This window comes from Enterococcus sp. AZ191 (assembly GCF_051713845.1).
GTDB lineage: Bacteria > Bacillota > Bacilli > Lactobacillales > Enterococcaceae > Enterococcus_B > Enterococcus_B durans.
On the sequence record NZ_JBIOQS010000001.1, the window covers coordinates 2,644,551 to 2,658,471 of the forward strand.

A 13,921-nucleotide genomic window follows, 5' to 3' on the forward strand; every position below is an offset into this window, starting at 1 on the left:
ATTAAAATTCTTGGATCATTTGTCGGTGGTCATTAACTGCCTTTTTCAGCTCAGTTAGATTATCTGCCGGAAAATGGTCGAGAATTTCCATAGCTAAAGTTGTAGCAATCACGTGTTCTGCAACCACGGATGCTGCTGGGACAGCTGTGCTATCCGAACGTTCAACGCTTGCTTTATAAGGTTCTTTTGTATCAATATCCACACTCATCAATGGTTTGTACAAAGTCGGGATAGGCTTCATGACTCCTCGAACAATGATCTGCTCTCCGTTGGTCATCCCACCTTCAAAGCCACCTAAGTGATTGCTTGCTCTTTGATAGCCGTTTGTTTGATTCCACGTGATTTCATCCATCACTTTTGATCCTGGACGAAAAGCCGACTCGAAACCGATCCCAAACTCTACCCCTTTAAATGCATTGATACTTAACATCGCTTGTGCTAATTTCCCATCTAGTTTTTTATCCCATTGGACATAGCTGCCTAACCCAGCTGGTACGTTCTCCACTCGAACTTCTACAATACCACCTAAAGTGTCTCCAGCTTTCTTGGTTTCATCAATCAGTGTTTTGACTTGGTCTTCAATGGTCAAATCAACCATGTTGACTTCTGATATTGCTATTTTCTCTTTGATTTCAGCAACCGAAAGTGTCATCGGTACTTCTGCCTTGATTCCGCCCAAAACAGCAACATGGCTCACAATCTCAATATCCAGTGCGGCTAAAAGCTGCTTCGACAAAGCCCCAATAGCGACGCGCATCGTTGTCTCTCTGGCAGAAGAACGTTCCAATACATTTCTAAGATCACGATGTTGATATTTCATGCCACCAACTAGATCTGCATGTCCTGGACGTGGTTTTGCCACACGGCGTAATTGTTCATCTTTTTCAGAAACCGGTTCTACAGACATCACCGTTTGCCAATTTTTCCAATCACGATTCTCAACGATCATCGTGATTGGAGAACCCAATGTTTTGCCATGACGGATACCTGACGTAAGTTGTACTTGATCTTTCTCGATCTTCATTCGCCCGCCTCGGCCATATCCTCCTTGACGTCTTGCAAGTTCCTGATTGATTTGGTCGACTGATATCGCCAGACCAGCTGGCACACCTTCGATAATCGCAGTTAGTTGTGGTCCATGAGATTCTCCTGCAGTTAAGTAACGCATCTAATCACCTTCTTTTAAATAGTCGTTCATCTCTTTGATTGGTATCGTCTGCACCTTCGCTTGACCGATCTTCTCTAATAAAATGATTTTCAAATTTTGTCCACGTGCTTTTTTATCATGTGTGATTGCTTGGAACAATTCATCTTCTTGCCAAGGTGTATAAGCAGTCGGTAAATGATATTTTTGATTCATTGCAATGATTTGTGCGGTGATTCCTTCTGGCATTTCTCGTCTTGCTTCTGCTTTCCGACTGATTTGGACCATCCCGATTGCTACCGCTTCTCCATGGCTGATTTTCCCATATCCCGCGGTATTCTCGATGGCATGACCAATCGTATGTCCAAAGTTTAGTAGCAAACGACTGCCATTATCATATTGATCTTCTTCAACTACTTTTTTCTTTACACGTAAAGCTTTTTCAATGACCGCTTCACTATGTGCCACTAGATCAGCGATACCTGTATAAGCAGCTAAATCATCCCATAAACTTTTATCATTGATTGCTCCGCACTTGATGATTTCTGCAATGCCTTCTTGGATTCGTTTTTCAGGAAGTGTCTGCAATGTTTCTGGATCAATCAGCACTCCATCTGGCTGCGCAAATGTCCCGATCATATTCTTCGCTTTTGGTCCATTCACCGCTGTTTTTCCACCGATACTGGAGTCAACTTGTGCCAACAAAGAAGTCGGTACTTGGACAAAGGCGATCCCCCGCATATAAGTAGATGCGACGAAGCCAGCTAGATCGCCGACTACGCCTCCCCCTAATGCAATGATCCCATCACGTCTAGTGAATTGTTCTTCCGCTAGAAAATCATAAAGCACAGCTGCCATTTCAAGGGATTTACTTTTTTCACCAGCTGGTACCACATAGTGGACTACTTCATAGGTTGCTTCCAATTGTTTTTGAATCTGTTCTCCATAAATCGGAAATACATTTGTATCGCTGATGATAGCAATTTTTTTATTTCCCCATAAACCACCGATCCATTCGGAGATTTGTTCGAGAGAATTTCGCTTAATGACAATCTCATAGCTTTTTTCTGGTAAGACAACTTCTAACATTTTCCGCTCCTCTTTTCTATAAAGCGTTGATCTCTTTCATTGCTTCCACTAAAATATCTACTTCCTTCATCATCTTCAAGTAGTTCTTTTCATTCAATGATTGTTGTCCATCTGACCAAGCATGAAGAGGATCTGGATGGATCTCTACGATCATTCCATCAGCACCACTTGCTACACCAGCTCTAGCCATTGGAGAAACAAGATCCCAAACTCCTGTACCGTGACTTGGATCAACAATGATCGGGAAGTGGCTTAATTTTTTGATGATTGGGACAGCGCTCAAGTCAAAGGTATTTCGCGTCGCACGCTCGTAAGTACGGATACCACGTTCAATGAAGATGACGTTGAAATTATTTTGGACAGCAATGTATTCTGCCGCATTTAACCACTCTTCAATTGTACCCGAAATTCCTCGTTTCAAGCCAATTGGTTTACCTGTTTTACCAACAGCCTCTAACAAACGGAAGTTTTGCATATTGCGGGCACCAATCTGAATGATGTCTGCGTATTCGCAAACAACATCGATATGTGCTTCATCCATTACTTCGGTGATGACTTTCATACCGTAATGATCTGCTGCTTTACGCATCATCTTCAATCCTTCTACACCTAAACCTTGGAAAGCGTAAGGTGAAGTTCTTGGTTTATATGCACCGCCACGTAAAATTTTTGCACCACCAGCTTTTGCCATACGTGCCGTTTCCATGATTTGTTCTTCTCCTTCAACGGAACAAGGTCCAGCCATTGTCACAAAACTACCGTCACCGATTTTGACCCCGTCCACATCAACGATCGTATCTTGTGGATGAAATTCACGTGAAGTTAATTTATACGTGTTTGAGATAGGTACTGCTCGTTCCACGATGTCGTATCTTTCAAAAGGAACATCATTGATAACTTTGGGATCGCCTAAAAGTCCTAGAACAAAGCGATCTTTTCCATGATTGATTTGAACATCTAGCCCCTCTTCTTTAATACGTGAAATAACGGGTAGTAACTCATTTTCTTTGATACCTGGTTTAATAATCAAAATCATAAAATAACATCCTCTGCTCTTTATTTTTTAGTTTACAATTGCTTCATGGCTTTTTTATTCAATAGAATCGATAGATATTCCGTTTGCTTTCTAACGACCTAAGTGTTTGCTTCTCTTTGCTCCTCCTTTATGTATTAAAAAAGCCCACCGTAGAAAATCTACAGTGGGCCATGAATAAATCAAAGAAAAAAGCCACTATAGATTTTTCATCTATGCGGCGAGCAAGTCATCTCAAACATCCTTAGCCATCATAGATACAAACAAGCGCTGATGTTTGTACCCATAACCTCATGAATACAAACCTATCTAAAATAGCTAAAGTAATAATTATTCAGTTGTGTACATAGGGTCATTTTCATAAAAAACCGCTCCAAACTGATTTAAGATTGAACTTAGTATAGATTTGTTTCTGAAAGATGTCAATATCTTTTTCATGATTTTCTTTTTTATTTTTCAATCTAGAGAATATACGAACAACTCCAGCTGCAAAACTTCGTATATTTTGATCCTTTTCATTATTTGTTTATAGTTACTTTTCTAACCTTTTATCTTGTTTTCTACTTCCCGCCCAAAAAGCAAAACATACAGTACATTCGGTAATAATAAATGCCACTACCGACCAATGATAAAAAATCGTCAATCCGAGAATAATAATAATAGCAACAGCTAACATCGCATCTTTCGTTCCAATATTCAGCATATACATTTGTTTTCCCCCATTTCTTTAGTAACCAACTCTATTCTCAATAACTTTTCTGTAAAACAAGTCGAAAAAAGAAAAGTAAATCTCTTTATCCTGTTCAATGGATTCTTTTACAAATCATTCACATTTGAGGCACTCAGCATCCTATCGAATCGATTTCGTGCTCATTGGCAATATCTAAGGCAAAAGTAAAAATAACTTTTCATTTAATAATTTTCCATGAAATGATCATTTTTCTTCTATTTATTACCGCTAGTATAGCGCTTTTCATTTCTATCAGCAATCATAAACAAAACATTTCTTCAAAAGAATGACTGTTTTTAGAACTAAGTTATGTGATTTTTCCATTGACATAAAATGCGAACGTGTGTTCTAATTGCTAATGAGAGGTGACTGTTATGTTTAAAAATCAAAACCCTAAATTTGATTATACAAAAGAACCTTCCAGGGATATTCTTTGCATTGATTGTAAATCTTTCTACGCTTCTGTTGAATGTGTAGAGCGTAACTTAGATCCTTTAACGGCCAAACTTGTTGTTATGTCTTATCCGTCTGATCGCTTAGAAGAGCGAGGAAGTGGATTGATTTTAGCCTCTAGTCCGGCTGCAAAAAAAGCCTATGGTATCACAAATATCAGCAGAGCAAGAGATTTGCCTTTCCCCTATCCGCGTGATTTATACATTGCACCGCCGAGAATGGCCTATTACATGAAAAAAAATCAACAAATCAATGCCATCTACAAGACTTATGCAGATGAATCGAACCATCACGTCTACTCCGTTGATGAAAGTTTTCTTGATGTCACGAATAGTCTGAAACTTTTTAAAGTAAAAAACGCTTGGGATCTAGCAAAAATCATCTGTAAGGATGTTTATCAGCAAACTGGTATCTACACGACTGTCGGTATCGGTGATAATCCATTGCTCGCAAAGTTAGCTCTAGATAACGGAGCCAAAGATAACCCAGAGCGAATCGCTGAATGGCGCTACGAAAATGTGGCAAATAAGGTTTGGCACATCCCATCACTGACCGATTTTTGGGGGATCGGTCGCCGAACAGCTAAACGTCTCAACCGTATGGGTATCACTTCGATCTACGATTTGGCACATGCAGACTATTATCGGCTAAAAGAAAATATGGGAGTCATCGGTACGCAACTGTTTGCACATGCTTGGGGAATCGATCGAAGTTTTTTAGGAGAAAAATATATGCCTAAATCGAAAAGTATCGGCAACAGTCAAATTTTAAATCGTGACTACACACGTCAAGAAGAAATCGAGATCGTCATCAAAGAAATGGCGGATCAAGTAGGTACCCGATTGCGTCGCGAACATGTAAAAGCGCAAGTCGTCAGTCTCTGGGTAGGATTTTCTTTGGGGTATAAAGATAGCCAAGGCAAGACAGGATTTCATCAACAAACCACCGTCGAAGCGACAAATTCAAGTCAACGATTAGCGGCTGTCTTGTTGGACCTCTTTCACAAACATTATCGCCGGCAAGACATTCGAAGTATTGGCGTGAATTGCTCCCATTTGGTCCACACAGACAGCTTACAATTAAATTTATTTGATGAGCCTGAAGTGCAAGTCGCAAATGCAAAAATCGATTTTGTTGTAGATAAGATCCGACAAAAATATGGATTCAGATCGATCGTCCATGCCCATAGCTTGTTAGAAGGTGGTCGAGCAATTGCACGAAGCTCTCTTGTAGGTGGGCATGCGGGTGGATTAGCCGGTATAGAAGGTGAAGGTCATGCGTCGAACGAAAAAGGAATTTCTCGATTACAATGAATACCGCGACCGCCCTTTTGGATTGAAATGGGGCACAGCATTTGCAATGGATGAACTGATGAGTGGGATCAAAAAAAACGAAGCATGGGCTATCAAAGAAATCCAGCCGCTAACTCCGATGTCTCGTAAGGAAATCGATGCCGTACTATTAGAATCTTTTCTTTACCATAAAAAAATCACCCTTCAACGAAACACAAAAGACAAATTTGGCAGATACCTAGAAAATGTTGAAGGCACATTTACTGGTGAAGCTTACGATGATTACTTAGTTCTTGAAGATACGAAGATCTACTGGTCAGATATTCGTCATATTGAGAAAAAAGAGAAGGAAAAATGGTTCACGGTCGCTTTTTCTGACGATGTATCCATACAACCATCCTTACACTCAAAACAGAACATCCAAGAATTGGAACAGATCAAAGATGAATTTTATCAACAATTCCCTGAAGAGGAGTAAAATTTTTATTTATCCCTTCATTACTTATCATTATTCGTTTCCTCCCATTTTTTAGAAAGAAGTGATTCTATTGAAAACTGCTGATAAACATTTTGAAACTATTGTCATTACTACTTTTATAGCCAAGCAACTCATCATTGTCCACTGTAAAAATGGACAAACATATCATGGATTTGTCCAGCCTAATCTCACAGAAAAAGGCTTCATGTTAGAGGAACAATTTATTTCTTGGGCGGAAGTCCTAGAAGTCCAGTTGACGGATCAATATTTTCAATTTTGGGAAGATATTTTACATTTGGAAAACGAACACAGCTGAATCGAGTAATGAGTAAAAAAGTAGGAAAATGAACTTTTTCTATCAACCAAATGCATTAACATTAAAAGAGTTGTGGGAGCAATCAAAAAGGCTCTTAAAATCAAAAAAGAGGTTGGGACAGAAGTGTATAACTCCGAGAAATAAGAAGAGATTCACGAAAATTGCTTTTCAAATTTTTGTGAATTTCGGCTTATTTAAGAAGGAGTTGCTTCTGCTCCCACCGTTTATTCGTTTTTAAAGAATAAGACAGAAGTGTTTCTTACTTTTGTCCCACGCTTTTTCAAAATTCTATGGAATAGTTAGCTCGATTTATAAAATTACGATTGGCAAAAATTACTCCTTATTTTATCGGTTTGACCACAAGAAAAGCTACATGTAGGCATATTTCCCCATCCAAAGAAATGGCGAATCAGTTTCTAAAAATGAAGTTCTTCAATTGCTAGTAAGCCTCTCTAAGGGCTTCCTTTTTATTTCATCTATTTAGGATAGCGAGTAATGACCTTCAATAAATTTATATTATCCCTGTATATCAAATCACTAAACAAACGCAAAAAGAAACACCAGAGTTATCAGTAATACATGCTGAATTAATATGAATGATCTAACCCATTTATTCTACTTTTTCTATAAATATATTTGAAAATAAGGTAACCTACAATGAAATAAACGATTGACCAACTAAGGCCCCCAGCTCAATCAATGATACCCGTTTATTATTTATTAATTCTCTACTGATACGTATCCCTAACGCAATTGGTATATAATTCCCTACTCTTTGAATAACTCCCGGTAAAAGATCATACGGAATAATCGCTCCAGTTAAAAATAATAAGGCATACGATATAATTGATTCAAAAGAAGCCGTTTTAGTATATTTTAAAGTTAAACTAACCAATATAAGAGTGAATCCTAAGATACCAATAACTGTGATAAAAAATATTGGAATTAGTACTAAATGAAATCCAATTTTTATTTTCAAAATCATAATCATAAGTATGGTAAACACTGAAAAAATAATAAATGTGATTATCATACTAACAACATGATCGGGGTAATAAGTTCGAATCTCACTCCAATATTTTTTGAATTCTCCACTCAACATTTTTATCACGGTAATTCATCACCCGATTCTTTATATATTTTATTCAACGTTTCTTCAATTGAAACTTCTACTTTCGTAAACCTTTCCAAAACGAAAAAATTCTCATTTATATTATCCCTAATAAATTGCGTAGCATCTTGTTTATCTGTAAAAAATTGTTTTCTAGATTCTTTTTGATATCTTTTGTCTAAAAAATCAACCCTATATTTTTCACCAGGGTATAAAGTTTTAAATTCTTCTTTTTTTCCAGTGAATATAATTTTTCTCTTGTCTATTACAATAATATTGTCTGCGAGTTTTTCCACTATTTCTGCTTGATGAGAAGTTAATATAATTGTTTTTTTCTTACTTTTAGACAAAAATAAAATATTTTCACATAATTCTCTACTCGCCTCAAAATCCAAGCCCAATGTTGGTTCATCGAGAAATAAAACCTGTGGATCTGTAATCAATGCAATAATTAGAGACAACTTTTGTTGCATTCCTCTTGAATAAGTTCCAACTTTTTGTTTCATAAAGGCTTCTAACGAAAATTGGTAGATAAGTTTCTGGATAGTTGAATCTAAATAACTCATTTTTGAATTGTATAATGCTAAAAAATATTCAATATTCTCTTTACCAGTTAGGTAAGCGTATAAGTTATCAACGGATTCTAGTACTGCTGTCACTTCATTATACATTTTTGGAGATGGATATTTAGTAGTGTTAATTTAATAAAATTAATAATTTGTCGCATTGTTAATTCTGTCATTACTAATTTATCTTCTATAATATTTTGATAGCAATAACCACATGTTAAATTACAATCATAGTTTAAATGTATTACATATCTACATACTTTATTTGAATATTGATAGAATTTTTTGGTATTCTCAAATTTGTTAAGATCATCTATTTCATCTCCAACTATAAATCCTTCGTTAATCAAAAAATTCTTTTCTTCTTCACCAAGAGAATCCAATATCTTCTCTTTTATAGGAATCTCATCAGGCATATAAAGACTGACAGCGTGCTTATTTAACATATCAAAAAAGATCATTTCTTCATTATTGTTTTTTTCCAATATCACATACTTATGGAATTTCATAATCCATCGCTCATTTCTTTTAAGTTTTTTTGTATGAAAACTTTGATAAGAATTCTGATATTATTTTCTCTGTATCAACGACCTTTTCTTCTAATTTAAGCAAGTGTTCATCCATTTTAACTTTCACATTTTCTATAAACTCTTTTTCTTTCAAATCATTAACAGCCCCTACTTGTATGTAAAAATGATTATCAGAAATAATAAAATGGTTTATAATATCAAAGTGAAGATAATTTTGTTCACTGTTAAAACAACAATCGCTCATATTTTTTATTTTAATACTTGTAATAGTATATATTTTTTTATTAAAAACTTATTTTTATCTCCTGTAGCAATTAAAATTAGAGGGAAATTATCATTTAAACTAATGATCCTGTTTATATATTTCATCTCTGTTAAATTAATTTTTATCGTTAACTGGTAGTTTCGTAAATAATTTGCTATAAGGAGTAACTTTTTAACTTCTACATTTTCGATTTTTCCAACAAAATCAATGATTAGTGAATTACTATTAAAAACTGAGCTATTCAACTTATATTTCAAATATCTTTTTTCTGAAAAAACTTCTGGAATGTAATACCCTTTTTCAATTACTTCCCTTTCAAACTTATTCGTAATCAATTCAACCCTAGTCCGACTTTTTAAATTTTGGATTTGTTTTTTAGTATATTTATTTCTTTCGCCTGTAAAAAAATTATATAACAATACATCGTTACCTTTCTCCCTATCTAATGTTAATATAGATTTTCTCATTTATTCCTCCTCAATTAGTTCTTTAATATTTTTAATTCCAATAATTTTATTACTCTCATTCTCAATTTCCGAAGAATGTAAATTTCCATCTGGGATAATAAAATAATCATAAGTACTCTTATTTCTTAAATAGAAATCAATTTTATTTTCAAACCCACCAATCTCTAGTACATTCCCTAATAAATCAATCTCACCTGTAATTAAAAGATTTCCTTTCAAATTAATCTTACCTTTTTTTGCAACAAAGCTATTAATATTCCTAAACCTGCTGATGTACCATCCTTGTACATATCATAGTTCAAAAAATGTATGTGCATATTATCACATTTCTGCTCATAAATACTTGAAAAAATTGTCCTAGCTATATTAACAGAATCAACTATTGTTTCTCCAACATTCCCAGTAATAATACTAGTATCTATATAGTTATTGAAAGTAATTTGAACTTCAAAGGATGAAACTGATGAATCTTCTACTGATAAAGCAGGTATAAAAATAGGCAATTTAGTTCTCTCCAATCTATGAATAGGCTTACATTTTTTTGTTATCCTACCAAGGTGGTAACTGTGACTGTCTTTGTGACTTTTGACAGCAAGAATAATTTTTAGCTAAGTTTGTTGTTTTTACTTTACTATTTAAAGATTTAAAACTTTTATTTTTTTCAATTTTTTTTCATCAAATCACCTCTGTCTTTCGTAAGCCTATTCATTAAAAAAATGTATAATAATTCACATTTTTTATCAACTAAATTATAGAATATAGTGAATAAATTAAATTTTTTTACATGATAAACTGTTGTTCTTGTTACTTCTGTATCTATAACTATGAAAGTCCATGCTTTCATCTGCCTAGTGTATGTGGTTTAAAGCGGATAACCACTTTAAAAGTCAGCTACTTTGCTAAAAACTGAGCTGTCTTTATTTTCTAGTAAACTATATGAGAGTGCAAGCAAAACTAAATTTTCCTCTCGTATAATTTATCATATTATCGAATATTCCCCATTCTTTTTCACGAATTGATCCGTCGTTCCTTCAATTTTTTTATTTGTGGATATAGTTTGTCTAAATCGTAAAAAATATCGTCAGAATTGATAATCTGGTTAGAACTAGAGGTAGGTAGTTTTTAATAGCAAATAGCACTTTTTCACTTTGTTGTGTTACTTCTTCCTACTTGATAGTTTCCCTAAGACATTAGGAAATCTACAAGAGCACCATCTAAAATAGTTAATTACTTTTGGCTAGAAAAGTAAACCAAGTTTACTGTTTGAAAGATCGATGAAAGAATATACAGATTTCGTTTACCTAAACGCTTAACTAACATAAAAGAAACTGGTCAAACTCCCGATTTTTTTAGAAAACAAATGAGGATGAAACAAAAAGTAACCTCACTCTTGTCTCATCCTCTTCCTCAATTAAAAATCTCTTCGTAATTCTTGAAGTCTAGCAACTTCTACACTTTTTATTGACTGTTTTTCATAAAAAAATGCTAAGGGATTTTTTTATGCTACTCAACAAATGGTTCTTCTCCTAAAGCTTGTTGGGCTGCTAAATTAAGCATACTCCATTGGCGATCAAAACCTGGTTGGAAGAAGAAATCTGCTTCCGCTAGATCCTCAATCGTTAGTTTTTGTTGGATGGCTAAAGCCAAAACGTTGCCTTGTGCTGTGATATCGTAAGTTGATAAGACGGCACCACCAAGGATTTGATGTGTAATAGGATCAAAAAACAATTGGATAGATACTTTCGTATTGCCAAATTTTTCAGGAACATATTTTGGACGTAAAGTATCTTCGTAATAGGAAGAACGGATAGTGACCCCTGCTTTTGATGCTGTGAAACTATTCAATCCGCTAGCAGCAAAATGATAATCAAATACACTTAACGCAGAGGAGCCAACAACACCACCAAATGGTTTATTTGGTACTTTTTCAAACAAATGCTGAACGACATAACGTGCTTCTCTTCTTGCTACTGTTGCTAAAGCAATTGGCATTTTTGTACGCGCTGGAACGGAGTAAGCTAATGTTGCATCGCCAACTGCATAGACATCTGGCACATTTGTTTGAAGATACTCATCCGTAATGATCCAACCACGTTCGTCTAGATCGACTACTCCTTTTAACCACTCCGTATTGGCTTTGACACCAGCTGCTTGAATGACAAGATCTGTGGCGATCTCTGTTTTTTCTGTCTGGATAGCTGCTACTTGCCCTTCACCAGTAAACGCATTGATTTTTGCTCCCGTTACCACGTTGATTCCTTTTTCTTTTAGATGCGCTTCTAAAATATCTGTCATTTCTTTATCTAAATAAGTGCCTAATGGGCGATCAATCACATCTAATAAAGTCACTTCTTTTCCTGCCTTGCAAAAAGCTTCTGCTGCTTCGATCCCGATATAGCCAGCACCGATTACCGCAACTTTCTTCACGCTTGGATCAGTTAATTTTGCTTTGATTTTCGTTGCCCAATTATAGCCACGCATTAAGTATACGTTGTCTAAATCAGTCCCTGGAACAGGCAATGAATTCGGTGTTACACCTGAGCTTAAGATCAATTTATCGTATGCATAGTCTTTTATTTGGTCATCTGAAGAACGAACAACCGACACAGTTTTTTTATCTGCATTGATTGCTGTCACTTGATGATTGTTTAAAATATGAACATTTGATTGTGGAAAGTTTTCTGGTCTGAAATTTCGTACGTCATTGACATCTGTTACTTGATCTTCTAAATATAATTCCATTCCACATGACATGAATGAAACGTAATCTCCCGCTTCAAATAAAGTAATATCGACATCTTCTCCATACCTAGATAACAATTCTAAGATTGATTGATGTCCTCCGTGTGATGCACCGACAATGATAACTTTAGTTTTTTCCATTGATGAAACCTCCTTGTTCAATTATTTAGAATTATTCTAAACAATTCAAACATAACACTCCGTTTTTTATAAATCAAAAGAAATGCGTTCCACATGAAACTCAATAAAAAAAACATTTAATACGTCGATGCCCCCGATTTAGTAGTGATAAACGCAAATAACCCGTTGATCCTAAAATCAAGACGATTTCACGATCAACGGAGGTTGGGACAGAAGTATTTAACTCCGAGAAATAAGAAGAAATTCACGAAAATTGCTTTTCAAATCTTTGTGAATTTCGGATTATTTAAGAAGGAGTTGCTTCTGCTCCAACCGTTTATTCGTTTTTAAAGAATGAGATAAAAGTGTTTCTTACTTTTGTCCCACGCTCTTTACTTGGTAGATTATTTACCTAAAAAAGTACGGATACGTCGGCAAGCTTCTTCTAGTTGAGCCATACTGCTGGCGTAAGAAATCCGGATAAAGCCTTCTCCTTCTGGACCAAATGCAGAACCTGGAATACAAGCCACTTTCCCTTTTTCTGCCAATTGCAAACAAAAATCCCAAGAATTAAGCGTAATTGTTTCTGGCAACTTGCAAAACAAGTAAAATGCACCATCTGGTTGTGAAATATGAAACCCTAACGGAGTCAGTTCTTTTAAAAGATAATCTCTTCTCTCCACGTAGCGTTCTTTCATTTTTACCCCGTCATTCATTCCTGCTGTTAAGGCTTCAACCGCTGCTTTTTGCGAATTTGTTGTAGCAGAAGTAACAAGGTATTGATGGACTTTGATGATTTCATCGATCAAATATTTTTGAGCGAAGATGAAGCCGATCCGCCAACCAGTCATCGCATGAGATTTAGATAGCCCATTGATGACGATCGTCTGTTCTGGTAGATACGTCGCCATAGAAACATGGTCACTCACATAATTCAATTCTGAATACACTTCATCACTAATGACGAATACGGGATGTTGTTTGATTACTTCAGCTAGTTTTATCATTTGTTCCGCAGATAATAATGTTCCTGTTGGATTACTAGGGTAATTCAAAATGATTGCTTTGATCGACTCACCATAAGTTTCAAATGCTGCCTCTAACTGTTCTGGTTGGCAGATAAAACCTGTTTCTGACGTATCTAACGTGATCAGTTCCGCACCTACTAGATCGACCATTGGTTTATATCCTGGATAAGCCGGTGCTGGTATCAACACCTTATCGCCTTCTTCTAAGACGGCTAATAAGGAAGCTGCGATCGCTTCAGTAGCTCCCACAGTCGTCAATACTTCTGTTTGGTAATCATAGTCCAAACCGTAACGTTTTTTCTGAAATGCACAAGCTGCTTCACAAAGTTCTGGCAGTCCTCTCATTCCAGTGTAGTGTGAATAATTTTCTTCAATTGCAGTGATACCTGCTTGTTTCACATGTTCGGGTGTAGAAAAATCTGGTTCACCTAAAGTCAGTTTGATGATACCAGGAATCGAAGAAATTTGTTGATCGAAATCTCTGATTTTTGAAATTTCCACGGTCTTAAGTCTCCGATTAAAACGGTTGGTTAAATTCATTTAGTTCTCTCCTC

General features: G+C 35.7%; 15 protein-coding genes. 3 read left to right on the forward strand and 12 right to left on the reverse strand.

Annotated features, from left to right (window positions below):
* Window position 1: 1 nt before the first annotated feature.
* From aroC to IGI47_RS12860, 4 genes are all read right to left on the reverse strand, one after another.
* Window positions 2–1,168 carry a chorismate synthase gene (aroC, locus tag IGI47_RS12845; RefSeq protein WP_438784393.1) on the reverse strand — a complete coding sequence of 389 codons (1,167 nt, stop codon included), beginning with the start codon at window positions 1,166–1,168 and terminating at the stop codon, window positions 2–4.
* A complete protein-coding gene (gene aroB, locus IGI47_RS12850) occupies window positions 1,169–2,233 on the reverse strand; it encodes a 3-dehydroquinate synthase (protein WP_438784394.1) in 1,065 nt (354 codons plus the stop codon).
* A gap of 16 nt (window positions 2,234–2,249) precedes the next feature.
* On the reverse strand, window positions 2,250–3,269 hold the full coding sequence (aroF, locus tag IGI47_RS12855) for a 3-deoxy-7-phosphoheptulonate synthase (protein ID WP_311931238.1): 1,020 nt from the start codon (window positions 3,267–3,269) through the stop codon (window positions 2,250–2,252).
* Between the two features lie 529 nt (window positions 3,270–3,798).
* Window positions 3,799–3,975 carry a hypothetical protein gene (locus IGI47_RS12860; RefSeq protein ID WP_167592163.1) on the reverse strand — a complete coding sequence of 59 codons (177 nt, stop codon included), beginning with the start codon at window positions 3,973–3,975 and terminating at the stop codon, window positions 3,799–3,801.
* 395 nt (window positions 3,976–4,370) lie between these two features.
* Here IGI47_RS12860 and IGI47_RS12865 point away from each other — a divergent pair, with 395 nt between their 5' ends.
* From IGI47_RS12865 to IGI47_RS12875, 3 genes are all read left to right on the forward strand, one after another.
* Window positions 4,371–5,762 carry a Y-family DNA polymerase gene (locus IGI47_RS12865; protein ID WP_311931239.1) on the forward strand — a complete coding sequence of 464 codons (1,392 nt, stop codon included), beginning with the start codon at window positions 4,371–4,373 and terminating at the stop codon, window positions 5,760–5,762.
* Entirely contained in the window at window positions 5,725–6,219 is a 495-nt protein-coding gene (locus IGI47_RS12870; protein WP_438784395.1) for a hypothetical protein, read from the forward strand. The genes IGI47_RS12865 and IGI47_RS12870 overlap by 38 nt, the downstream gene beginning before the upstream one ends.
* Window positions 6,220–6,280: 61 nt before the next feature.
* Window positions 6,281–6,535: a hypothetical protein gene (locus tag IGI47_RS12875; protein WP_311931242.1), complete on the forward strand. Its 255-nt coding sequence runs from the start codon at window positions 6,281–6,283 to the stop codon at window positions 6,533–6,535.
* A gap of 652 nt (window positions 6,536–7,187) precedes the next feature.
* Here IGI47_RS12875 and IGI47_RS12880 read toward each other — a convergent pair.
* From IGI47_RS12880 to IGI47_RS12915, 8 genes are all read right to left on the reverse strand, one after another.
* Window positions 7,188–7,637, reverse strand: coding sequence for an ABC transporter permease (locus tag IGI47_RS12880; RefSeq protein ID WP_438784467.1), 450 nt, complete (start codon window positions 7,635–7,637; stop codon window positions 7,188–7,190).
* Window positions 7,638–7,642: 5 nt separating this feature from the next.
* Entirely contained in the window at window positions 7,643–8,305 is a 663-nt protein-coding gene (locus tag IGI47_RS12885; RefSeq protein ID WP_438784396.1) for an ATP-binding cassette domain-containing protein, read from the reverse strand.
* Window positions 8,302–8,724, reverse strand: coding sequence for a hypothetical protein (locus IGI47_RS12890; RefSeq protein WP_311931245.1), 423 nt, complete (start codon window positions 8,722–8,724; stop codon window positions 8,302–8,304). Before IGI47_RS12890 ends, IGI47_RS12885 begins: the two co-directional genes overlap by 4 nt.
* Before the next feature lie 270 nt (window positions 8,725–8,994).
* Window positions 8,995–9,477, reverse strand: coding sequence for a hypothetical protein (locus IGI47_RS12895; RefSeq protein ID WP_438784397.1), 483 nt, complete (start codon window positions 9,475–9,477; stop codon window positions 8,995–8,997).
* The gene (locus IGI47_RS12900) at window positions 9,478–9,696 is read right to left on the reverse strand and encodes a hypothetical protein (RefSeq protein ID WP_311931248.1); all 219 of its coding nucleotides are present in this window, start codon (window positions 9,694–9,696) and stop codon (window positions 9,478–9,480) included.
* Window positions 9,693–9,980, reverse strand: coding sequence for a S16 family serine protease (locus IGI47_RS12905; protein WP_311931250.1), 288 nt, complete (start codon window positions 9,978–9,980; stop codon window positions 9,693–9,695). Before IGI47_RS12905 ends, IGI47_RS12900 begins: the two co-directional genes overlap by 4 nt.
* 1,000 nt (window positions 9,981–10,980) lie before the next feature.
* Window positions 10,981–12,360 carry an FAD-dependent oxidoreductase gene (locus IGI47_RS12910; RefSeq protein ID WP_311931251.1) on the reverse strand — a complete coding sequence of 460 codons (1,380 nt, stop codon included), beginning with the start codon at window positions 12,358–12,360 and terminating at the stop codon, window positions 10,981–10,983.
* Between the two features lie 383 nt (window positions 12,361–12,743).
* A complete protein-coding gene (locus tag IGI47_RS12915; protein ID WP_438784398.1) occupies window positions 12,744–13,907 on the reverse strand; it encodes a pyridoxal phosphate-dependent aminotransferase in 1,164 nt (387 codons plus the stop codon).
* Between the last annotated feature and the right edge of the window lie 14 nt (window positions 13,908–13,921).

What these genes read in the sequence shown, in the direction of transcription:
- aroC (WP_438784393.1), bottom strand. Translation starts at nt 1,168, where the DNA reads ATGCGTTACTTAACTGCAGGAGAATCTCATGGACCACAACTAACTGCG.
- aroB (WP_438784394.1), bottom strand. Translation starts at nt 2,233, where the DNA reads ATGTTAGAAGTTGTCTTACCAGAAAAAAGCTATGAGATTGTCATTAAG.
- aroF (WP_311931238.1), bottom strand. Translation starts at nt 3,269, where the DNA reads ATGATTTTGATTATTAAACCAGGTATCAAAGAAAATGAGTTACTACCC.
- IGI47_RS12860 (WP_167592163.1), bottom strand. Translation starts at nt 3,975, where the DNA reads ATGTATATGCTGAATATTGGAACGAAAGATGCGATGTTAGCTGTTGCT.
- IGI47_RS12865 (WP_311931239.1), top strand. Translation starts at nt 4,371, where the DNA reads ATGTTTAAAAATCAAAACCCTAAATTTGATTATACAAAAGAACCTTCC.
- IGI47_RS12870 (WP_438784395.1), top strand. Translation starts at nt 5,725, where the DNA reads ATGCGTCGAACGAAAAAGGAATTTCTCGATTACAATGAATACCGCGAC.
- IGI47_RS12880 (WP_438784467.1), bottom strand. Translation starts at nt 7,637, where the DNA reads ATGTTGAGTGGAGAATTCAAAAAATATTGGAGTGAGATTCGAACTTAT.
- IGI47_RS12890 (WP_311931245.1), bottom strand. Translation starts at nt 8,724, where the DNA reads ATGAAATTCCATAAGTATGTGATATTGGAAAAAAACAATAATGAAGAA.
- IGI47_RS12895 (WP_438784397.1), bottom strand. Translation starts at nt 9,477, where the DNA reads ATGAGAAAATCTATATTAACATTAGATAGGGAGAAAGGTAACGATGTA.
- IGI47_RS12910 (WP_311931251.1), bottom strand. Translation starts at nt 12,360, where the DNA reads ATGGAAAAAACTAAAGTTATCATTGTCGGTGCATCACACGGAGGACAT.
- IGI47_RS12915 (WP_438784398.1), bottom strand. Translation starts at nt 13,907, where the DNA reads ATGAATTTAACCAACCGTTTTAATCGGAGACTTAAGACCGTGGAAATT.